The following is a 23,607-nucleotide window of genomic DNA, read 5'->3' as shown; positions in this document are numbered from 1 at the left end:
ATTCTTGAATTTAAGATCAAACTTGAGTCTTGTGCGGCAATTTAATTGCCGTACAAGGCTTTTTTTATGTGTCTGCTCTGTACGATGGAAAAGGGGATTTGATGTTTTTAACTGATTGCCTAAGGATGGCAATTATGATAAGGAATTTTGATTATGACCCAGATTATCAGTATAGCGAACCAGAAGGGGGGCGTTGGCAAGACAACTACCTCTGTTAACCTTTCAGCCGCACTTGCCAAAATCGGGAAAAAAACTTTGCTTGTAGATTGTGATTCCCAGGCCAATGCAACAACCGGAATGGGAATTGACAAACTATCCCTGGAACATTCGTTGTATCAAGGTCTCATTGGTGAGGCTGATATTAATGATATTATCTGTCCTACAATGATGCCTAAACTAATGATGATTCCGTCCGATATTGATCTTATCGGGTTTGAAATTGAAATGGTGTCTGCCGACGACAGGGTAAAAAAATTGAAAATGCTTCTGGAACAGGTAAAGGAAAAATTTGATTATATTATTATTGATTGTCCGCCAGCCTTAAGTTTGTTGACATTAAATGCATTTACGGCTTCAGATGCAGTCTTGATACCCCTTCAAAGTGAATTTTATGCGCTTGAAGGCCTTGGGCAGTTGCTGGACACCATAAAGCGGGTCAAATCTTCTTTTAATCCGGGATTGAAAATCAAGGGAATTCTTTTGACCATGTATGATAAACGAACCAATCTTGCTCAACAGGTGGTTGAAGATGCAAAAAAATATTTTAAAGATATGGTTTTCAAAACAAAAATACCGCGTAATGTAAAGCTTGGAGAGGCACCCAGTTATGGATTGCCTGCTATTATATATGACAAACAGTCACAAGGATCAAAGAGCTATGTTGCATTTGCAAGGGAATTTTTGAAAAGATGATAAACAAAAAAAAAAAAAAAACCGGTCTTGGTAGAGGTATTTCAGCCCTGATTCCTGATTTTGATTCGTTTGATACGCCTGAGAGCAGCCCTGATTTTTTGATGTGTTCTGTTGATGAAATAGCACCTAACAGGTATCAGCCCAGAACCGTATTTGATCGGGAAGAACTGGACAAATTAAAGGATTCCATAGCACAGCAGGGGGTTTTGCAACCCTTGCTGGTAAGAAAACTTGATGATTCTTATGAGTTGATCGCAGGAGAGAGAAGGCTTCGTGCCGCCAGGGAAGCTGATTTGACTCATGTGCCCGTGTTTGTAAAAAATCTTACAGATGAACAGGTATTGGAGGTTTCCATTATTGAGAATATCCAAAGGCAGAATTTAAATGTTCTTGAAGAGGCTCAAGCCTATCACCGGTTGATCAAGGAATTTGATTATACCCAGGAAAAGGTTGCAAAAAAGATAGGAAAGAATCGTTCCACAATTGCCAACCTGCTGCGCCTCAGAAGTCTTCCCCAGGTGATTAAAGACAGCCTTGTTGCAGAACAAATATCCATGGGACATGCAAGGGCTCTTTTAGGTGCTGATTCAGAAGAAAGCCGGATTCATCTTTTTGAAATCGTCATTAAAAAAGCATTGTCTGTAAGAGAAACCGAACAATTGGTAAACAATGCCAAAAAAGTTTCTCCCAAATTGAACAAAACAATATCTGCCGAAGAAAAACAATTTCTTGATGACACCTGTTCCCTGCTTTCCAGCCGGATTCAATCCAGCGTCAGGATTCAAAAAAAAGGAGATAAAGGCAAGATAGAAATCAATTTTAAATCCAAAACAGAGTTTCAGCGCCTGGTGGATTTTTTGAGCGGGGTTTCATGAAGATATGTGTGGCTAAAACAGCCGGGTTCTGTATGGGGGTCAGGCGTGCTGTGGATATGGTGCTGGATGCTTCCAATATGTCAAAGGAGCCGATTTATACCTATGGCCCTTTGATTCATAATCCCCAGGTGTTGCAGATGCTTGAAGAAAAGCGGATTTTCAGGATTGATGAAATTCCGGAAAAAGGCAGCGGTATTGTTTTAATCCGGGCTCACGGAGTACCGCCGGAGGATGAAAAAGCCCTTAGGGATGCGGGTTTTACTGTTATTAATGCAACCTGTCCCAGGGTGGTGAAGGTTCAGATGATTATTAGCAAATATGCTCAAAAAGGTTATTCCACAATCATTATAGGAGATGAGAAACACCCTGAAGTTGTGGGTCTTTTGGGATATGCAAAGGCAAAAGGTCATACAATCACATCCATGGATCAGCTGTTGGCACTGCCCAGGTTTGAATCTGCCGTTGTTGTCGCTCAAACCACTCAAAATACAGCTTTTTTTGATCAAATAAAAGTCTGGTGTAAAACCCATTTGCCCCATTATAAAATATTTGATACCATTTGCGGCTCCACTGAAAAACGTCAGGCTGAAATCCGTAACCTTGCCGAGAAAAATGATGCAATTGTTGTTGTCGGCGGAAAACAGAGCGGAAATACAAAAAGGCTGGCACAGATCGCATCTTTGACAGGCAAGCCCGTAAGCTGCATTGAAAATATTTCCCAGATTGATTATGGAGAATTGTCATCAGCTGGGTCTATCGCTATTACCGCCGGGGCATCGACTCCCAACTGGATTATTAATGAAACATACAGAGAAATAGAAAGTCATTTTCAACAACAACATCCCTTGAAAGCGTTTTTATGCTTAATTCGTGATTTTTTGCTGAAGACCAATATAATGGCTGCAACAGGTGCCGGTTTTCTGACCTACGCATGTTCCAAGATCCAGGGGGTTGCTCAAGATTTAGATCACGCTTTGATAGCCATGCTGTATGTTCTTTCAATGCAGATCCTGAACAATTTATTCACTATTAAGTCTGATAAATATAATCATCCCCAACGGGCGGTTTTTTATGAAAAAAACCAGTGGTTTCTGTGTGCTTTTGCGATTTTATCAGGTTCGACCGGCCTTTATTTGAGTTTTATCAGCGGTATGTTTTCTTTTGTTATTTTACTGTTTATGAGTCTTTTGGGATTATCTTATAATTTGAAAATCATCCCTTTTGTGTCAAAAAAAAGGCAATTTGCCCGGATAAAAGATATTCCCGGTTCAAAAACAGTTCTTATTGTTATGGCATGGGGCATGGTTACCTGTCTTTTGCCGGCTTTTGCAAATCAAAGTGATTGGCGGTCGGTTGCAGTGGTTTTTTTGTTCGCTGCAGGTCTTGTGTTTGGAAGAACGGCATTCTTTGATATTCTTGCTGTTCAGGGTGACAGGATTACCGGAAAAGAAACGCTTCCCATTCTTTTAGGGGAAAAAAAAAGTTTTGCTATTATAAAATATGTTTTGATTTTTGAAACAGTTCTTATTGTGTCGGCATGTTTTGCTGATTTATTGGTAAGTGGAGCGTTCTGGTTTGCTTTCATACCCCTTGCCATGCTTTTATTGATACAGTTTTTTAAAAACAATAGCATTATATCCGGGGCACATCGAGAATTTGTTATTGAAGTTTCATTACTTACCACGGGATTACTGGCCGCTGTAATTTAATTTTTATGTGAAAGTCTTCAAAAATCCAAATAGTGACTTTCATGTTTTGTTGTGGGCAAATCTGAACGAAAGACAAGGTCTGCCTTGGCAGTTATACGGAGAGAGTATGACCAAAGACAGTCATGATAAATTGAAAATTCCATTAATAGGTCTTTTGGCGGTTAAGAATTTTATGATCAACAAGGAAGATCTTCAAAAGGGGATGTCTCAGTGTTCTGGTGCAAAGGATCACCAGGCAGCGTTGAAAAAGTATTTTTTATTCAATAAGCTTATCTCTTCACAAAATATGGAAAGGCTTTTACAGGTGGCAAAAGCTTTTGAAATGCGGCAAAAAGAATTCAAGTTCGGTGCTGTTGCCATACGGAAAGGATTTATTAATAAAAGTGTTTTAAAATTGGCTCTGGAAGAACAGGAAAATGATATAAAGAGCAGAAAATCTCCTCGCCTTATTGGCGACCTGCTTGTGGAAGCGGGTATGTTAACTCCAAAACAGCGTGACGATATCTTAAAACTGCAAAAAAGACTCAAAAAGAAAACCAAAAGCACATTCGACCAAGAAGAGAATAAAAATATCCCTGATGAAAATTCATCCAGGCTTGAAGAAGATGAAGGTATTTTGCTGATACCTGAAATTATTGACGGTGGAATCAAGCTTGAAATTTCCAAAGATTTTATGTCGGCATTTTTAACAAAAACAGAATCCTTTGATAAAAATATTACTCTTGCACAAATACATGAGGCCTTGTTTGATAAAGGCATTGTCCTGGGAATTGTTGATGATAAAATGATTTTAGGATTTATTAATTCCAGTGGGTTTAAGAAGAAATCTTTCAGGGTTGCCCAGGGTATTACTCCTATCCAGGGCAAAGATGCCCGTATTGAATTCTTTTTTAATACGGATTATTTAAAATCAGGTGGATTTAAATTAGACGGTACTGTTGATTTTAAAGATCGGGGTGAAACACCGCATGTTGAAGAAGGTACAGTGCTTGCTGAAAAAATTCCCATGCTTGAATCAAGACACGGTCAGACTATTTTTGGCGATCAAATTGAAATGATACCCGTAAAAGACATTGCCTTGAAATTCGGAAAAGGCGCAAAGATTTCAGAGGATGGATTTAAGGTTATTGCGGAAGTTACTGGATATCCTAAATACAGCCTGTCCGGTCATGTTTTTGTTTATGGCGAGTATATTACCGAAGGAGATGTGGATTATGAAACCGGCCATATTAATTATGACGGAAATATCAATGTCAAAGGGCGTATTAAAGCTGGCTTTAGAGTAAAAGGCAATGATATTAAGGCTATTGAACTGGATGGCGGCATTATAACAGCTCAAGGCGATGTAATAATTGCAGGCGGTATCAATGAAGCCAATATTTATGCCCGTGGAAATGTTTATGCCAGGTTTGTCCACAATTCAAAAATTTTGTGCATGGGCAGTGTTGTGATTCAAAAAGAGATTGTTGACTCGAATATAGATTGTTCTGGAAGCTGCGTGATTGAAAACGGAAAACTCATGTCTTCAATAATTTCAGCCAAAATGGGGGTGAAAGCCAGGAATATCGGAACTGAAATGGCCTGCTCCAGCGTCATAAGAGTCGGCAATGACGTGTTTTGTGAAAAGGAACTGGAAAAAAATAGGAAAAAGGTTGAACAGCTGGAAAAGCAGGCAGAACAACACCGGAAAGACAAAGAAAAATTAAAGCAGAAAAATGTGGCCGTTCAAAAGAAAATAGTAGATTTTGCCCATATTCAGGATAGATCTCAATTAGAGGAAAAGGAACTTAATTTAAAAATTTCTTTGATGGAAAAAAATACGGAAGATTACCAGGCCATTGCTGAATTAAGCAAGAGAATTGATACGTTAAGGGCAAATGCCCAAAAAGCTGAAGGAATTTTGAATGCTTGTTTTGATAAAACAGATAAGCTTGAACAAAGAATGAAAAAACAAAACAGGGAAATCAAAATTTTAGAAAAAAGACGTGATAAACTTATTGATGAGAGAACCAATCTTATTGCGTGGACAAAGGATAAGCCGGGTAATCCGGTCGTGATTGTTGACGGGGTGATCATGCCGGAAACCCGTATTATAGGCAATCACAGTGAAAAGCGGGTGATGGATCTGATGAGGTATGCAAAAATCATGGAAGTTGTATCCAAAACTGATGACGGCCAGAATATTTATGAAATGCAGGTGGTATCTATTTAAACAAATTAAATTTTATCTGCTTTTAATTGTTTTATTTTATCGTCTTTTTTTTGCCATAATGAATTCAACCACATGAAAAACTGATCCTTATACTTAGTGTCATTAAAATAATCCCCGGTCGGAAAATCGGTTAAGGGGATAACTTCAAAATCAATAATTATTTTATTGACCCTGCCTGAAATATAGTCCCAGAATGTTGGAATCTCATCCGGATAGACAATTGTGACATCAATGATTTTATGAAAATAGTCTCCCATAGAGCCTAAAACAAAGGCTATTCCACCGGCTTTTGGATTTAAAAGATGCGTAAAATGATTGTCTGGGGCTCCTTTTTTCCGGGGAGTGAGTCGGGTTCCTTCAACAAAATTGATGATGGAGATTGGCGTGTGTTTGAATTTTTCACAGGCCTTTTTTGTCCTTTCAAGATCTTTGCCTTTCAGGTGGGGTTTTTTTGTTAATTGTTTTTTTGAATACCGTTTCATGAATGGAAAATCCAAAGCCCACCAGGCCAGCCCTAAAAACGGGACCCAGATCAGTTCCTGTTTTAAGAAAAATTTCAGCATGGGGATTTTTTTGTTCAAAATGGTCTGCAATGCTAAAATGTCAACCCAGGACTGGTGGTTGGAAATAACAAGATACCATTCTTTTTTTTTCAGGTTTCCAAGCCCCCTGATATCCCAGTTTATTTTGCAAAACAGTTTTGAGTTGAATGAATTAATATCTATCCAGAGGTTGGCAATGGATATCAGTATGTTGTCAATAATAACAACAACACAATAAACCGGGATAAAAAATTTAAACAACGCCAGCAAAATCAATGGAGGTGTCAAGCAGACGGTGTTTAATGTATACAGTATCAGGGATAAAATGCCTTTGAGTGAGTGGGGTAAAAAATAGAGCATAAATTTTTTCAATCTCTTTTAAAATTTATAATATGTTTTTTTATGGTTCGTCTGTCCAGTCCTGTCAGCTTTGCCACCTTTTCATAGGTGCCGAATTTTTCATACAAGAGCCTGCAATATCCTGATACCAGTAACGGAACAGAGATGTTAAGGTTTGAAATTCCCTGTATCAGTTCCTGGGTAAGTGACCCGGCTTCTTTGTCATCTTTTTGTTTGCCTCGATAGTCCCGCCGCAACAAAACGCTTCTAACGCATTGCTCAAGTTCCCGTACATTTCCAGGCCATTGATAATTCTTTCCAAGCCGTCGGTCAATAATTCTTTTGACTTTTAGAATTAATTTTTCAGAACGGGTGCCGGTCATTTTTTGTATTGTGAAATCAAGCAGGTCATCGAGTTCGGAAGGTTTTTCTCTGATCCTGATACTCAGAGGCGGGACTTCAATGATATCAGAACACAGCCGGTAATAAAAATCGTCCCTGAACACCTTGCCGTCAAGAATATCCTTTTTGGGCCTGTTGGTCGCTGCAATGACCCGTCCGTTGAATCTTGATGTTTCATGGGTTCCCACAGGGGAAAAAGTTCTTTCCTGGAGAACCCGTAATAATTTGATCTGAACATGGTTGGGGATCTCACCTATTTCATCCAGAAGAATGGAACCATGGGGGCTGCACCGGTCAAACACGCCCTGGTAATCCTCCATTGCACCTGTAAAGGCACCTTTTGTGTGGCCGAATAATTCAGACTCCAGCAGGGTTTCAGGATACTGGGAAAGGTTAAGCGAAGAAAAAGCCCGGGTAAAGCTCTGGGCAAAACATTGTTTTTTCTCATCAAAGGGGATATATCCGCTTCTTCCAATGGCCTTGGCAGCCGTACCCTTTCCCGTGCCGGTTTCCCCTAAAAGCAGGGTGGAAAAATCCTCCATTTTGTTCCATAAGAATTTGTTGTAAAGATCTATATTATAAGTGAAAACATTGTACCATAAATGTTTTTTCAGTGTTTTCATGCACGGGCTGCTGCCCACAAGGGAGTTGGAAATAAAATAAAAAGCCCGTCTGAGCTGGTAGGACAGGGCAAAATAATGGAAAACGCTTTTGTCGTCAAATCCTTTTTTATGGAGCATTTCCATGGCTTTTGGGGCAAACGGAACCTTGACCGGGATGTCCTGAGCTTTGATTTGATCCTTTATCAGCTGATCAAACTCATCTCTGAATTTGTGAAAGATATCAAACAAAAATACAATTGTAATGATCTCCTTGTCCTGGCCTTGAAACGCATTGATGTCTGCACGGCCCTGGCTTTCAAGAGTTTTTATCCGGTGGTCCACTTCATTTATGCACAGGTCTTTGCTTTCTCTTCGTGAGGCCGAAGGAAAATGGCCTGCAATTTTAATATCAAGCTTTTCTCTCAAATCGCTGAAAGGATTTGCAAAAGCGGCATTATAGACTGTTCTGAAAAAATGGTGTTCTTCTGAACTGAGTTTTGCTTTTTTCACTCGGTTCTCCATAAAAGAGTATTTTTTGATAATGTGCAATTTTGTACATGTCATATGCATAGAATGCAAGTTAAAAATCGTCATGTGAAAGCCGTAAAAAAGATATAGTAAAAAAAACTGTATATTTTCAATATGTTGTATGTTTGATTTGTGTTGGCACAATATTTGTATTATAAGGCGGCGCAATGTGATTTCCATGGTAGTGCCGTGGAAATAAAAAACAAAAAAATTATGGAGAAACACTTATGATTAGAAGAATACTGAATTCAAGACTTCCTTTGATGGTTTATAATCCGGTAAAGGTATTTGATATAAAGTATTTTATAGAAATTTTCAACGCTGGCGCTCTTCCGGTATTTGATACGGAATTTATACCCCATGATGAGATCCTTCAAAACGCCAGGTTGCTTTCCAGAGAAAAATTAAGTTTTGGTATTCGACTTTCAAATCATGACACAGACCTGATCGAAAAAATCAAACATCTGCAGATGGTGAATCTTGATCTATTAGTTTGTCCTCTTTCAAAAGATGATACACCTGCGGATTTCAGCAATTTTGCAGACACTAAAATTGTTCTTGAAATAAAAGATATTAATATCAACGATAAGATTAAATCAGTTGATCCCCATGCCCTTGTCCTGAAAGGAAATGAAGCCGGTGGAATGGTGTCAAAATATTCTTCTTTTATCTTGATGCAGTGGTATTTGAAAAACAGCGGACTGCCCCTGTTCATTCATGGCGGTGTGGGAAAGTATACGGCAGCAGGCATGTTTGCCGCCGGTGTCTCAGGTCTTGTCATGGACAGCCAGTTTCTCATGACCGATGAAGCCCCGGTATCGGATAATTTTAAAAAGCTTCTGGGAATGGTGGATGAAAGTGATTCCACCGATATTACGGTTGACGGCAGCGATATTTACAGGGTGTTTGCAAAACTGGGAACTAAAATTGTTAAAGACCTGAAACTCAAAGCAGTTGAATTTGCTGATGATCCACAGGGAAGAAAAAAACTGTATGAATTGATCGAAGATAATATGACTGCATTTGACAAAACAGATGTCCAGTTTATCCAGTCTCTTTTTTATCTGGGCCAGGACGGTATATTTGCAAAAGACTTTATAAAAGAGTCAAGTTGTCTGGGTGATATTATTTCAAGCTTATTTAAAACCATTGGTGAAAATTTAAATTTTATTGATGAGTTTGACCCTGTAAAACCAGACTCTGCATTTGCCGAAGCCCAAGGAACGAAATTTCCGCTGATCCAGGGACCCATGGCAAATATTTCCGACAGTTCTGATTTTGCAAACAAGGTTCTTGAACAGGGGGCTTTGCCGTTTTTTGCAGTGGGAAGTCTTCCTGAACAGCTGGCAGATGATATGCTCAAAGACGGTGCCCGAAAAGTGGATAATTTCGGTGCAGGGCTTGTGGGTATTGAAGCCTTTAATCCTTCTGTAAAACAGCACTTGGATATGGTGAAAAAGTATAAGGTTCCCTATGCATTGTTTGCCGGCGGGATTCCCTCCCAAGTGGCGGAACTTGAAAAAGCAGGCACCAAAACTTATCTTCACACTCCTTCAATTTCCATGATGGAAAATGCTTTGAAAAGCGGGTGCAAACGGTTTATCTTTGAAGGCGGGGAAGCCGGTGGCCATGTGGGAACCCTTTCCAGCATGGTGCTGTGGGAAGCTGCCATTGCCGCTTTGATCAATAAAGAATATGATTTGTCAGATCTGTACCTGGTATTTGCCGGTGGTATTTCCACCTGCTTTGCCTCTTTTTTTGTTTCAGGGTTTGCCTCTTTTCTTGCAGCCAAAGGGGCTAAAATCGGTATCCAGGTGGGAACCGCCTATCTTTTTGCCGATGAAATCGTGGAAACCAAATGCATTAAGCCGCAATACAGGGATATTATTCTCAAAGAAAACGAAACCATGCTGATCGGCAAAAGCCTGGGATTGGCCTCCAGGACCGCTCCAACAGAATTTGCAAGGATGATGGTGGAAAATGAAGCCCGGATGATCAAGGACAAAGAGAGTCTTGAGATTAGAAAAAGAGCTTTTGAAAAAAGAAACATCGGCTCATTGCTCATTGGTGCCAAAGGATTTATCCCGGATTTTAAAAATCCAGGCCCCGAGCATTACACATGGTTTGAGGATGATGAACACAAGGAAAAAGGCAATTTTCTTGTGGGGGACAGCCTGGCCTTTTTTGACCGGCCCGTTACCATCAAACAGATCCATGACAAATATTTTGAAGCCAAATCAACCCTTTATCAAAACGTCAATTTTCTTGAAATTTTTTCAAGCCGTAAAAACAAAATCAACGATGAGATCGCCGTTGTGGGTATAGGGTGTACACTGCCGCATGCACATGACCCTGAAAGCCTGTGGGAGAATATTCTGAGCAAAAAATATTCCATCAGCCGGATGCCCGAGGAAAGATTTGACCATGACCTTTACTATGACCCGGACAGAAGTGCTGAAGACAAGACATACACAACCCTTGCCGGGCATATAGATGATTTTGAGTTTGACCTGGAACGGTTCGGGTATGCCGAAGAAAAGGCAAAAAAATTGTCCCGCAGCCAGCAAATGGTTTTGCAGACCGCATACAAAGCAGTTGAAAATGCCGGACTCCTGGGCGAAAATAACCAGCTTATATGTGATGACCCTTCAAGGACTGCTGTTATTGTTGCCACCTGCCTTTCCAATGAACTGGGAAACAACCTTCAACTCAAGTACTGGTATCCGGAACTGGTTTCCATGATTGAAAAAACAGATGAATACCAGGTCTTAAGTGATGAAGAAAAACTCAGCGTAAAGCAGACCCTGCTGGAAGGTATGGAAGGTGAAAATCCAGGATATGATCCGGTTCACGGCATGCTTTTAAACATTGAAGCCTCACGGATTGCCCGCCACCTGGGTATCAGGGGTGTAAACTACATTGTTGATGCAGCCTGTGCCTCTTCTGTGACCGCCCTTGATGCCGGAATCGGTGAATTGTTATGCGGTGACCATGATCAGGTCATTGTGGGTGGGGTCAATACCCATCTGGCTCCGGAATCCTTTATCGGGTTTGCAAAAATGGGAACCTTGTCCAGCGTCGGGTCATATCCTTTTGATGAGCGGGCAAGCGGGTTTATCCTGGGTGAGGGCTCGGTTATTTTTGTTTTAAAAAGAATGAAAGATGCCATCCGGGACAAAAATCGTATTTTCGGGGTTATCAATTCCATTGGGTCCAGTTCCGACGGCAAAGGAAAAGCCATTGCCGCACCAAATCCGGCGGGTCAGGTATTGAGTGTACAGCGCTGTTTTGAAAATATAAGACCCGGCATTAAACCTGAAGATATCGGATTTATTGAAGCACACGGAACATCCACGACGATTGGTGACCAGGCAGAGCTTGAGACTTTGAATTCAGTCTATAAAAATGCAGGTGCCGGTATCAGTTCCATTAAATCCCAGATCGGACATCTTTTGGGGTGTGCCGGTTCAGCAGGTATTTTAAAGGCATTATTAACGGTCAACAAAGGTATGCTGCCGCCCAACGGGCAATTTGAAACTCTTTCTAAAAATCATAATTTAGAAGAATCTTCCCTGTTTATTGTAAAAGACGCCAAAGAATGGTCTTCTGACGGCAAAACATCCAGGAAAGCTGCGGTTTCGTCTTATGGGTTTGGGGGGATTAATTACCACATTGTGGTTGAGCAGATGACACAGAATTACAAGTCGGTTCCCCGGGATATTTTTACGGATACAGCCTATGATTTTAATGATGACCGCATTGTGGTTGCAGGCCTTGGAGTGTTTCTTCCGGGTGCAAAAAACACCGAAGAGTTCTGGGAAAAGCTTGAATCAGGAAAAAAACAATTGTCCGATATCCCGGCTTCTCATTTTGATAATGATGCGTATTCAAGCCTTGATAAAAAATCTCCCTTTTGGCTTCCCAAAGTCAATGCAGGTGTGGTCAAAGATTATAAATTCAACAACCTGAAATACCGGATGCCGCCCATGATGGTCAAATCCATTGAAAGGGGTCAGATTTTCGGACTTGAGGCAGCCAACGAAGCACTTGAAAGTTCAGGCCTTCTGGGTCAGTTAAGCGCTGCCAACAAGGTTGGTACCATCCTGGGCACCATTGCAGGAGAGCGGCAGAGCAAAAATATTATCCGGGTTCGAAAACACTTTGTCGGCAATCTGCTTAAAAATTGTTCCAAGATTGACTCTGATTCCTGCACACGTCTTTCCGAACAACTTGTGGAATCTATCCGCAACGCCTTTCCCGAGAACAACGAGGATACCACTCCGGGTTTGTTGTCCAACATCATTTCCGGCAGGATTGCCAATTATTTCGGTTTAAACGGTGCCAATTATGTGATTGACGCATCCTGTGCCTCGTCCTTTATTGCCATGAGAAATGCCGCCCGGAACCTGAAACACAAAGATCTTGATTTTGTTCTTGCAGGCGGAGTCGACTGCAACCTGTACCCGGCTGTCCTCATGGCGTTCAAGCGTCTTGGACTGTTGTCGGAAGGGGACTGCAACTTTTTTGATTCAAGGGCTGACGGTTATGTGATGGGTGAGGGTGCAGCCATTCATTTGATGACCACTTATAAGAAAGCACGGGAATATGATATGCAGATCCTGGGTGAGATCAATGATTGTGCAGTGCGCTCAAGCGTGCCGGATCACCTGCTTTCGCCTTCGGAAAAAACATTTGTCTCCACTATCAATGAAACCTATCATAAAAGCGGCATCAGAAAGCAGGATATCCAGCATCTGGATCTGTTTGCATTTTCCAATATTTTTGGGGATATCGTTGAAAAACAGGTGGTTGAAAATTGTTTTGATCATGAAATGCATTGTGGAAATGTCAAGCCTCAGTTCGGGTATTTCAAGGCTGCCAATCCAGCAGTTGCCATGGCAAAATTGATGCTTATGAACCATAAGGGAAAAATTTTGCCTGACTTTAATTATGAGTCTGAACATTCCATTTTAAATGACAGTAAAATTTTAAAACCTGCGGACCGGATAAAGGTCAGGCCAAAGGGACAGCCCTTCAGGTTTGCGTCCAATGTCAACGGCATTGGCGGCAACCACTGCCATATGATCATGAGTACTCTGCCTGCTGTGCTTGAAAAAGAACAGCCGGTAATTGAAGCCCAATTCAAGGCAGCATCCGGGGATGATATCGTATTAATTGATCATGCCTATTCAGCGGACAACAGGGGTCAAAAATTGAGAATGGTGGCTCTTCTTTCAGGTCAGGGCGCACAGAGAAGCCGTATGATGAAAGAGCTTTTTGAAAAAGATGCCCACATCAGAATGGTGATGGAAAAAGGCGAAAGAATTTTTGTTGAACAACGGGGATATTCCCTGCTGGACATGATGTTTGGCACGGATGATGCCATTAATTCAACACAGAATACCCAGCCTGCTGTGTTCCTGTCGTCTGCTGCTGTTTACAGCCGTTTGTCCCAGGAGGGGTTTTCTCCGGATTACTTTATCGGTCACAGTGTGGGAGAATACACAGCACTGTTCTGCAGCGGCATGCTCGGGTTTGAAGATGCCATGCGCCTGATCATCAAACGCTCGGATCTCATGTATGATTCCACTCTCAAGGTTCCTGGAAAAATTATGGTGGTGTTTAAAAATGAAAAAGAGACAGAGCATTTGATCAGAAAATCTTTTGTTTCCAATATTTATATCACCAATAAAAACAGTGAAAAACAGACGGCTGTCTCGGGCAAGGCCGAAGAGATTGAAAAATTCTGTGCTTTTTTGACACAGCAGGAGGTTTTTTACAAAAAACTGAATTTGACCGGTGCTTTCCATACCCCGTTGCTGAAAGATGCTTCGGATAAGTTAAGAGCCTATCTGGACACCATTACCTTTAATGAGACAAGATTTGGAAGAATTATCTCCAACACCATTGCCGGACCATATCCGGAAAGACGGGCCGAGGTCAAAGACCTTTTAGCCAGACAGATTATTTCGCCAGTTGAATTTATCAAATCCATTGAACATGTGTATGCATCCGGCAGAACCCATTTTATAGAGATCGGGCCTTCACGGCTGCTGGTGAATCTCTTGAAAAACATCAATATCGGGGAATATGATACTGCCGTATCCGTGGATGCCAAAGTAGGCGAGGTGAAATCATTTGATGCCTGTAGAAAATACCTGGCAGACTGCAACAGCATTTTTGAGGTAAAATCTGTGCAGGCAGTTGAACCAAAATTTACCGGAAAACCCAAAGAGGAGCTGCCTCAAATAGAGATGTCTGAAGATTTTGAATCCTTTAAGCTGAATAACAGCAAATTGGTTGATCAGATCCTTTTCAAGGAATATCAGCGCCAGCAGCGTGAAAACGCCATTGAGGCCATTGAAAGATATAATTTTAATACCAACAGAATTGTGATTTCAGGGGTTTCAGTGGGCCTTCCAGGCAAAACAAGACGGGTTTTTGCAAGTGATAATTTTGATGCCATTTTAAACGGTGAAAATTTTATTGATTCTCTTACAATTGAAGAACAGGAAAAAATAACAGACAAGAATATCATCAAGCTCTACAAACAGCCTGATGGTAATGCCAGGTTTGTCCAGATCACCAAAACCGAAGATGTTATTCATCTGGCCGGACAATTGGGCTATTTTGATCTGACTGATGAATACGGTATTAAAGAACAATACGATATCACCATGGGTATGGGTATTGCCGCCGGAATCGAGGCGTTAAAAGATGCAAACATACCTTTGGTGATGCAGTATAAAAAGGTGAAAGACGGCAAGACAATGATTCCCAACGGCTTTGCTTTGCCTGAAGATATGCAGGAAGAAACCGGTGTGATCATTACCTCTTTATGGCCCAATGGGGAAACCCTGATGTCGGAGATGGAGAAATATTTTTATGAAAAATTATTTCTCAAACCCTATGAAGAGTTTGAAAATATCTATTATTTTCTCATGGAGAAAATCAAGGATCTGGAGATTAAAGAACGCCTTACAGACTGGTTTTTCAAGGCAAAAGCAAGAAAACGTTCGGATTTTGACACCTACAAGTTTGACCGTAATTTTCTTGCCAATGCCTGTCCATTAGGATCAGCTCATCTGGCCCAGATCATCAAGGCCAAGGGACCTAATACGCTGGTCAGTTCCGCCTGTGCTTCCACCACACTTGCCATCGGCATAGCCGAAGACTGGATCAGGGTCGGTCGATGCAAGCGTGTGCTTGTGGTGGGCGGTGAAAACGCAACTTCCACCAATCAGAACCAGTGGGTGGGATCAGGCTTTCTGGCTCTTGGAGCAGCCACCATTAAAAAACGTGTGTCCGAAGCTGCCAAACCCTTTGATGAAGACCGGAACGGAACCATTCTGGGTTCGGGCGCAGTTGGCCTGGTAATTGAAAGTGAAACCTGTGCAAAAAAAAGAGGTATGAACGGCCAGTGCGAGATCCTGGGCACTCATATTGCCAATTCCGCTTATCACACCTATAATATTGATGTTCCCCATATGTCCCACGAGATGGATAAATTCATCACAAAAGTGGAACAGCAAAACGGCATGCGCAAAAAAGATTATGCCGACAAATTATTGTTTATGTCTCATGAAACATATACGCCTGCAAGGGGAGGAAGTGCTGATGCAGAAGTCACTGCCCTTGAGACAACATTTGCCGAACACCTGAACAGTATCTGCATATCCAACACAAAGGGGTTTACCGGCCATACTCTGGGTGCTGCCGTGGAAGACGTTGTCCTGGTTAAAGCTCTGCAAAAAAGAAAAGCTCCTCCCATTGCCAACCTGAAAAAAATTCCCGAGCATTTTAAGAAACTCAGTTTTTCAGGCCAGGACAAGATTGATTCTGAATATGGCCTGCACCTGGCTGCAGGGTTTGGTTCCCATTTTGCTTTTATGTTTGTCAAACGGGTGGAGGAAAATGCTGTTAAAGGCAATGACCGATACCAGGCCTGGTTACAAAAGATCACCGGATCGGAAAATCCCGAGCTGAAGATTATTGACAATACCTTGTGTGCCGTGGCAGGAGGAGAAGCTTTGCCTTCGTTAACCAAGAAAACAAGAAAAGTTGAAAGCCCAGGAATCCAGGCTGTTCCTGCCAAGCCGACCATAGCTGTCCCGGCTGCGGTTGTGGCACAGACAGCAGCACAGATTGATGCAAATCCTGTTGCCGTACCAGGCCAGGCTGCCATTTTTACAGCAATTAAAACAATTATTGCCGAGCAGACCGGATACACGGTAGATATGCTGGAAAAGGATCTGGACCTTGAAGCAGACCTTGGAATTGATACTGTAAAACAAGTTGAGATCTTTGGAAATATTGCTTCGCGTTTTGGATTTTCAGTACCTGATGATTTAAAGCTTCGGGATCTGAACACTATCGACAAGCTGGGAGAGTATGTTGAGACAAGAGCTGGTATGTCTGCGGCAAATTCGGCTGCGGTGACACCGGATGTGATTCAGTCTGATCTTGTTAAATCGGATACGGTCAAATCAGAATCCAGACCGTTACAAAACGCAAAAGTTCCCTCCAATGCGGTTGCCATGATCAGAGACGTGATTGCCGAACAGACCGGGTATACGGTTGACATGCTGGAAGATGATCTGGATCTGGAGGCAGACCTCGGCATTGATACGGTAAAGCAGGTTGAAATTTTTGCAAAGATTTCATCCACGTTTGGATTTTCAGTGCCGGATGATTTAAAGCTTCGGGATCTGAACACCATTGCAAAGCTTGCAGATTATGTTCATATAAGGATTGGAACGGATGTGACCGGACAAAACGAGACTGAGCCCGACCCGTCCGGTCAAACACAGCCCGGTCAATCACAGCCCGAAAAGGGGGCCGCAAAAGTCAAAGCAGCTGCCGCTCAAAGTTTTTCCAATGTCGTTGATACGGTCAGGGAAGTGATTGCCGAACAGACCGGCTATACAACGGACATGCTGGAAGATGATCTGGATCTTGAAGCTGATCTTGGGATAGATACGGTGAAACAGGTTGAAATTTTTGCCAAGGTTTCTTCTCATTTTGGCTTTTCAGTGCCGGATGATTTAAAGCTCCGGGATTTGAACACCATTGCCAAACTGGCTGAGTATGTTCAATCCAGAACCAGCGGTGCAACTGAGAGTGCATCAGGTGAAAACATATCCGGTGAAGTGCAAACACAGGAAAAATCATCAGAAGCGATCCATGTGGCTGACGATGCACCGGCAAAAGAAGAGGATGCGATTTTCATAGTTAAACAGGTGATTTCAGCCCAGACCGGGTATACACAAGACATGCTGGAAGATGATCTGGATCTTGAAGCTGATCTTGGGATAGATACGGTGAAACAGGTTGAAATTTTTGCCAAGGTTGCTTCTCATTTTGGTTTTTCAGTACCGGATGATTTAAAGCTCCGGGATTTGAACACCATTGCCAAGCTGGCCGACTATATTAAGGACAGGTCAGGCAAGGCACAAGCACCCCAGGCGGAACCAGCAGTTCTTTCGGCAGGCGATGATGCCTCACAGGCAAAGCAAATTCTTACGCCTTCAAAGGCGGACGATGAGTTTCCTGATCCGGCATCCCCCATTAAGCGCTTGATTGTCCGGGCCTGTGAATCAGATGTCCCGCAACTGGCTGACAAGGATTTTAAAGACAAAAAGATCATTGTCTCCCTTGACAGTCACGGATTTGCCAAAGAGATTATCAAAAAAATACAACAAAAACAGGGCGAGGTTATTACCATTGGTGCCAAAGACGCTGATTTCGCCTTTGACCTGACAGATGTGAAGGCCACGGAAAAAAGGGTGGAAGAATTTAAAAAAGCCTACCCGCAAATCAACGGTTTTATCCATTTGGCCCCACTTGACAGCTATTTTGATGCCAAAGGGGATTTGGATGAGGCCCTTAACACAACCATTAAATCTTTTTTCGTGATGATCAAAAGCTTGTTTGAAAACCTTGATCAAAAAGAGACCCTAATTGGAACCATATCCTTTGATTCGGTTGTTTTTCCTTATATGGAAGAGTGCGGTGATATTCATCCTCTGTTTGCAGGGCTTTCTGGGCTTATGAAGACGGTAAACAAGGAGTTGTCCGACACCATGGTCAAGGTGGTGGATTTTTCCTACAAAAATCCGAAAAAGAGTGTTGATAAGATTACGGATCTGTTCTTGAATGAGCTTTTATCTGATGACACACAAGTAGAGGTGGGATACAAGAATAAAAAACGGTATGTCATCTCCATGAAACCGTCCATTGCAGATAAAACGCAGCAAATCATATCCGATAACGATACGATGCTTGTTACGGGCGGAGCAGGCGGCATTACTTATGAAATCATAAAAAAGGTGGTGACAAAGTACAAAACAAACCTGATTATCCTGGATATCAATGATATTTACAGCACAGATCAAAAGTACCTGGATAAAGCATCCACCCAGCCGGATCTTATGGCCCTGCTGAAAGCCGATATGCCGGGAGTGAAACCCGTTGAAATCAAGCGGGCTTTGGATCGCCTGATGAGGGTGCGACAATCCATTGACAATATTGAAACCCTTCAGTCCATGGGGGTCAGTGTTGAATACAATTGTGTTGATGTAACAGATGCCGATGCTGTAAAAGCTACGGTGGACAAATATGAAAGGATTGACGGCGTTTTTCATGCCGCCGGCATGGAGATGAGTCAGTTTATCCCCAAAAAGGAACTCTGGTCTTTTGAGCTGGTGGTGGATGTCAAGGTAAAGGGCATGAGAAACCTTCTGGCAGCCTTTCAGGACAGGGATTATAAATATTTCTTTACCTTCTCGTCGGTCACTGCCCGTTTTGGAAACGAAGGCCAGGCAGATTATACAGCAGCCAATGATTTCCTTGGAAAAACACTTTTCAGGCAAAAACAGCTTCATCCTGAAAGAACCTACAAAGTATATGCCTGGACTGCCTGGGGCGGGGTGGGAATGGCAACCAATCCAACTGTGAAAATGGTTCTGGAGGAAAGAGGCATCCAGTTTCTGCCCATGGATCAGGGAGTCAAGTTTTTCATGGCTGATCTTTTGGATAAAACAGAGTCTGAAATGGTTTTTTCAGGCCTTGATTATTCTTTTGACAAGGATGGTATTTTGGGTGACCCTGCAGATATTGCTTTTCCTTTTCTGGACACCCCGGTTGAAAAGACCGATACAGGCATGACCTATTCAAGGGTGCTGGATATTGAAAGGGATCTTTTCCTCCACGATCATACCATGGACGGTGTGCCGCTTTTCCTTGGTGCCACAGGCATTGAAACCATGGCTGAAGTGGCAGGTTCCCTGTCCGAAGACAAGGCCCTTTTTGTGGAATTGTCCGATTTTCAGATTCCTTACGGTATCAAATTGTTAAAGCAACGTCCCAAAGAATTGCTGATTTCAGGAAAACGTGAGCAAGACGGCCTGTTTGACTGCCGGATCACTTCTGTATTTAAAAATCCCAACGGAGTTGTTATGGGTGATCCAAAGCTTCATTATGAAGGCAAGTACAGGTTTGCACAAAAGCCGTTAAAAACAAAAAAGATCAAATTGCCGGAATTTAAACCGGTTTCCTGGAAAGGCGATCTGGAAACTTTGGTATATAACCCCAAACGCTTGTTCATGTTCGGGCTTTTCAACACCATCACGGATATTAATTCCTTTGACGGCACGACATTGGTCACAACAGTGCAAGACAACAGCAACAAAGAGTTTTTCAAAGGGGTGAAAAATCCCAATTTTGTGGCAGCCCCCATACTTGTGGATGCCATGTTCCAGACAGGCGGCCTTCTTGAGTTTTTTACCTCCTCAAGAACTGTTTTGCCTTATAAAATAAAATCCTTTAAATTTTATAAAGATGTTGAAAAACATACGAAATATTTTTGCATCACCCAAAAGACAGACTCAGGTGAAGAGACAAATACCTATGACCTGACACTGGTGGATGAAAAAGGGGTTGTGTTTATTGAGGTGGACAGCTTTGAAATGGTGAAGCTCAACCGGCTTGATTCCGAGGATCAGATCGCTGATCAGGTTGAGTTTTCTTTTTCAGAAGAAAAGGTGGATTCAACGGTCAGGTAAATATATTTTCCTGAATACATAAATACATACGCCTCTGGCTGGAATACCGGGCAGAGGCGTATGTTAACTTGTCGCCATCTTTTTATTGCCGCCTTTCCATAACGGGCGATCTCACCCTACGATTTGATTTCTTTTTTTTTATTTTCAGGTTCGCTTATAAAAGCGTTGATAACACATGTTTTGATTCAGGCATTTCCCATGGGTTTCAGGTTGGTCAACATGTCATTGGCTGTGATGGCCCCTTGGGATACTTGATTTCTAGTCGTTTCAATCATGTATGATATGGTGTAAATCATGGTTCTGTTTACAAGATACTTGATGGCAAAGGCCTGCGGGTCAGTCATATTTTTTATGAAAAGAGCTGATATTGAATCGTTCACCAGTTTTTTTATTTTTTTGTGTATTTCCTTTTGTGTCTCGTCCAGTTCCCCGTTTTCCATGGCACCCCAGACAGCTGGAACAATGTAGGTGTTTTCCATCATCAAAAACATATCTCTGTATGTATAAAAAATGTCATTTGCCGTATGATTTATCATTTTTTCCAACACTCTGCTGATACTTAACAATTTGATTGCTTCATCCATGGCATACCGTCCTTATTGTTTATGGGATTGTTTTTTTTTTGCTGAACAAACAAGATAGAGTTATAAATTATTAGATACCATAAATCTCGTATACGCTTCAATAATGAATTAAATTTTTTATTTTATAAGACGGCAAAAAAACGGGCAGGGGGCCTGCTTATGGGAAAAGTTGATAACAAAACCAAGTCAACAGACTGTAGAACAAGGACAGATTCCTTAATGGATTGTCCTTGTTCCTGTTTTTTTTAGGGGTGCAATAATGCGGATAGGGTTCTTCAGGCACATTTTGAGATTGACATTTGCTGGGATTTTACCCAGGTTCTTTTCAGGAGCCTGAAAATTTCTTTTGGCATACCGTATGGAAGATCCACAAAGGAAAAATCCTGGTTGATATTTATATGGCCGATGTGTTTGCTGTCAAGACCGGCTTCATTTGCAATGGCTCCGACAATATTTCCAGCCTGGACCCCGTGGAGACGTCCCACTTCAATTCGGTATCTTTCCATGCCTTTTTCCAGGGGTGGCACACTTGCTTGTTCCTGGGGAGCAATGTTTGTTTCTTTTGTGGGAGTAATATTTGCTTTTTGGGAGGAGGTTTGTTTTTTCATTGGTTTGGGTGTTTGTTTTCTTGCTGTATTACCCGGCTTGTTTGTTCTTTCTGTCGTGTTCCTGTTATTTGAAATGTTTTTCGGGGCAGCCTGTTTTTTTCGGGCTGGCTTAGCTGTTGCGGTTTTTTTGTCTTTATCCGCAGGCAACAGGAAAGGGCTGTCTCCATGGGCTAATTTCGCAAGGGCAGCTGCAACCTGTACAACAGGGATGTCCTGTTCCTGGGCATATCCTTCAAGCAGTTCTTGAAAAACATTCAGGTCTTTTGATTCCAGGGTTTGAGTAATGGCCTGCTTAAAGTCGGCTATTCTCTTCTTATTAATGGTTTTGTTGGAGGGCAGGCTGATTTCCTGAATTTTTTGTTTTGTGGCTTTTTCAATAACTTTCAGCATCCAGCGTTCATTTCGGGAAACAAACAGGATGGCTTCTCCTGTCCGGCCGGCTCTGCCGGTTCTGCCGATCCTGTGGACATAGGGGTCAACCTTGGAAGGCATATCATAATTAATTACATGGGAGATTCGGTCCACATCAAGACCCCTGGCCGCAACATCAGTTGCCACCAGAATGTCGATATGGCTGTTTTTAAGCCGGTTAACGGTTCGTTCTCTTGCATTCTGGGCAAGATCCCCGTTCAGGGCCTCGGCTTTGAATCCTTTGTCTTCAAGAATTTTTGCCAGCTCAAGTGTTGCGGTTTTGGTTTTAACAAACACAATCACCCCGTCAAAGGAGACAGCCTCCAGTATACGGGTCAGGGCGTGCGCTTTTTTAGCTCCATTGACCATCCAGTATTGCTGTTTGATGGTATTAAGTTCCGTGTTGTCCGGTTTGATAAAAAATTCTTCCGGTGATGTAAGATATTTTTGGGCAATCTTTTGGATTGGCCTGGGCATGGTGGCTGAGAAAAGAGCGGTTTGTGAATCGGGTGGCGTTCTGTCCAGTATCCATTCCACATCATCAATAAAGCCCATGTGAAGCATTTCATCTGCCTCATCCAGGATTACACAAAAAAGGTCTGCAAATGACACGGTTTTTTTTCGCATATGATCCATGAGCCGGCCGGGTGTTCCCACGACCACATGGACGCCTTTTTTGAGCTGGTTCAGCTGAATTCCGTAACTTTGTCCTCCGTAAACGGACAATACGTTCAGCCCTTTCATTCTTGCACCATAGGTCTTAAAGGATTCTGCCACCTGGATGGCCAGTTCCCGGGTGGGGGTCAATACCAATACCTGGGGCCGTTTGTTGTCAAGGTCAATCCGGGATAGCAGTGGCAGGGCAAAGGCGGCTGTTTTGCCGGTGCCGGTCCGGGCCTGGCCCAGCACATCTTTGTTCCGGATCAGATGGGGGATGGTCATTGCCTGGATCGGGGTTGGAGTTTCATAGCCCACATCCTGCAATGCAGAAAACACAGGGGGGCTCAAGTTCATTTCGTCAAACCCGGTCAAGGGCAAGTTGTTCTGGGGCATAAGGTTCCTTACATAAAAGGCCGGGATCACCGACTAAAGAAATCAAAAATTGAAATTATACATGAGTTCGTTATATTAATCAAGAACCATTTTTTTTGGGTTTAAGCATAAGTCCGGGCAGCATGGTCGTTTCCACAAGCTGCCGCTGGGCTTCAAATTCTTCAGGAGTGTCGGCTTTGGAAAATTGCAGTTCATTTCCAAAGGTCAAAACAACCTTTGAAAAAGGCTTGGGAAGCATGAACCTGTCCCAGGAATTAAAAAACCAGGCATGTTCCGCATGGGTATAAAAAGGCACCACTAAAGCGTTTGTTTCCAGAGCTATTTTAATAACACCGGCCTTGACTTTTCCTATGGGTCCTGTGGGACCGTCAAGTATATGGGCACCAAGCTTGTATGTTGTCAGGTGATTGATCATGGCATCCATGGCTTTTTTACCTCCCCTTGAGGAGGAACCTCTGGGGGTATGCCACCCGGTTCTATTGGCTACCCCGGCAATAAGCTCTCCATCCCGGCTTTGACTGATCATGAGGCCTGGATTGAATTTTGAATAGGTCTTAAAATGCCGGATGGCGGAAAAAAACTGCTGGTGCCAGGCGCAAAGCAGGATTGGTTTTCCCTGTTTCAACAGATGTTGCCATTTTTCTTCATTGATGACCTTAAGGCGGAAGGTCAGACTGTAAACCCGGATAAGGTAATAGGCAAAAACAATAAAGGGGCGGGTATAAATAAGAAATTTTAATTTTTTAAACATGTCGGCTCTCTTGAAAT

At 42.3% G+C, this 23,607-nt stretch carries 10 protein-coding genes; 5 read left to right on the top strand and 5 right to left on the bottom strand.

Annotated elements, in window-relative coordinates; all coding sequences use genetic code 11:
• Window positions 1-153: 153 nt before the first annotated feature.
• From TOL2_RS19385 to TOL2_RS19370, 4 genes are all read left to right on the top strand, one after another.
• The gene (locus TOL2_RS19385) at window positions 154-912 is read left to right on the top strand and encodes a ParA family protein (protein WP_014958983.1); all 759 of its coding nucleotides are present in this window, start codon (window positions 154-156) and stop codon (window positions 910-912) included.
• Window positions 909-1,787: a ParB/RepB/Spo0J family partition protein gene (locus TOL2_RS19380; protein WP_014958982.1), complete on the top strand. Its 879-nt coding sequence runs from the start codon at window positions 909-911 to the stop codon at window positions 1,785-1,787. The genes TOL2_RS19385 and TOL2_RS19380 overlap by 4 nt, the downstream gene beginning before the upstream one ends.
• Window positions 1,784-3,496, top strand: a complete 1,713-nt coding sequence (ispH, locus tag TOL2_RS19375; RefSeq protein ID WP_014958981.1) for a 4-hydroxy-3-methylbut-2-enyl diphosphate reductase — start codon at window positions 1,784-1,786, stop codon at window positions 3,494-3,496. The genes TOL2_RS19380 and ispH overlap by 4 nt, the downstream gene beginning before the upstream one ends.
• 106 nt (window positions 3,497-3,602) lie before the next feature.
• Window positions 3,603-5,708: a FapA family protein gene (locus TOL2_RS19370; protein WP_014958980.1), complete on the top strand. Its 2,106-nt coding sequence runs from the start codon at window positions 3,603-3,605 to the stop codon at window positions 5,706-5,708.
• A gap of 5 nt (window positions 5,709-5,713) precedes the next feature.
• Here the strand turns inward: TOL2_RS19370 and TOL2_RS19365 are convergent, their stop codons facing one another.
• Entirely contained in the window at window positions 5,714-6,610 is an 897-nt protein-coding gene (locus tag TOL2_RS19365; protein ID WP_014958979.1) for an acyltransferase, read from the bottom strand.
• An 8-nt stretch (window positions 6,611-6,618) separates the two neighbouring features.
• The gene (locus TOL2_RS19360; protein WP_014958978.1) at window positions 6,619-8,103 is read right to left on the bottom strand and encodes a sigma-54-dependent transcriptional regulator; all 1,485 of its coding nucleotides are present in this window, start codon (window positions 8,101-8,103) and stop codon (window positions 6,619-6,621) included.
• A 245-nt stretch (window positions 8,104-8,348) separates the two neighbouring features.
• Here TOL2_RS19360 and TOL2_RS19355 point away from each other — a divergent pair, with 245 nt between their 5' ends.
• Window positions 8,349-20,183 (top strand): type I polyketide synthase, encoded by an 11,835-nt coding sequence (locus TOL2_RS19355; RefSeq protein WP_014958977.1) that lies wholly within the window; start codon window positions 8,349-8,351, stop codon window positions 20,181-20,183.
• Between the two features lie 185 nt (window positions 20,184-20,368).
• On the opposite strand, the gene TOL2_RS19350 is transcribed toward TOL2_RS19355, so the two are convergent.
• The 3 genes from TOL2_RS19350 to TOL2_RS19340 all read right to left on the bottom strand — a co-directional run bounded on the left by TOL2_RS19350 (window position 20,369) and on the right by TOL2_RS19340 (window position 23,590).
• Window positions 20,369-20,767, bottom strand: a complete 399-nt coding sequence (locus TOL2_RS19350; protein WP_014958976.1) for a hypothetical protein — start codon at window positions 20,765-20,767, stop codon at window positions 20,369-20,371.
• 275 nt (window positions 20,768-21,042) lie between these two features.
• Window positions 21,043-22,839 carry a DEAD/DEAH box helicase gene (locus TOL2_RS19345; protein WP_014958975.1) on the bottom strand — a complete coding sequence of 599 codons (1,797 nt, stop codon included), beginning with the start codon at window positions 22,837-22,839 and terminating at the stop codon, window positions 21,043-21,045.
• 79 nt (window positions 22,840-22,918) lie between these two features.
• The gene (locus tag TOL2_RS19340; RefSeq protein WP_014958974.1) at window positions 22,919-23,590 is read right to left on the bottom strand and encodes a lysophospholipid acyltransferase family protein; all 672 of its coding nucleotides are present in this window, start codon (window positions 23,588-23,590) and stop codon (window positions 22,919-22,921) included.
• Between the last annotated feature and the right edge of the window lie 17 nt (window positions 23,591-23,607).

The sequence above is a fragment of the Desulfobacula toluolica Tol2 genome, from assembly GCF_000307105.1.
GTDB lineage: Bacteria > Desulfobacterota > Desulfobacteria > Desulfobacterales > Desulfobacteraceae > Desulfobacula > Desulfobacula toluolica.
Note: the sequence above shows the minus strand (reverse complement) of the source record. Positions and strands in the feature narration are given on the sequence as shown.

Coding starts and splice junctions, on each gene's coding strand:
- TOL2_RS19385 (WP_014958983.1), top strand. CDS start 154: ATGACCCAGATTATCAGTATAGCGAACCAGAAGGGGGGCGTTGGCAAG.
- TOL2_RS19380 (WP_014958982.1), top strand. CDS start 909: ATGATAAACAAAAAAAAAAAAAAAACCGGTCTTGGTAGAGGTATTTCA.
- ispH (WP_014958981.1), top strand. CDS start 1,784: ATGAAGATATGTGTGGCTAAAACAGCCGGGTTCTGTATGGGGGTCAGG.
- TOL2_RS19370 (WP_014958980.1), top strand. CDS start 3,603: ATGACCAAAGACAGTCATGATAAATTGAAAATTCCATTAATAGGTCTT.
- TOL2_RS19365 (WP_014958979.1), bottom strand. CDS start 6,610: ATGCTCTATTTTTTACCCCACTCACTCAAAGGCATTTTATCCCTGATA.
- TOL2_RS19355 (WP_014958977.1), top strand. CDS start 8,349: ATGATTAGAAGAATACTGAATTCAAGACTTCCTTTGATGGTTTATAAT.
- TOL2_RS19350 (WP_014958976.1), bottom strand. CDS start 20,767: ATGGATGAAGCAATCAAATTGTTAAGTATCAGCAGAGTGTTGGAAAAA.
- TOL2_RS19345 (WP_014958975.1), bottom strand. CDS start 22,839: ATGCCCCAGAACAACTTGCCCTTGACCGGGTTTGACGAAATGAACTTG.
- TOL2_RS19340 (WP_014958974.1), bottom strand. CDS start 23,590: ATGTTTAAAAAATTAAAATTTCTTATTTATACCCGCCCCTTTATTGTT.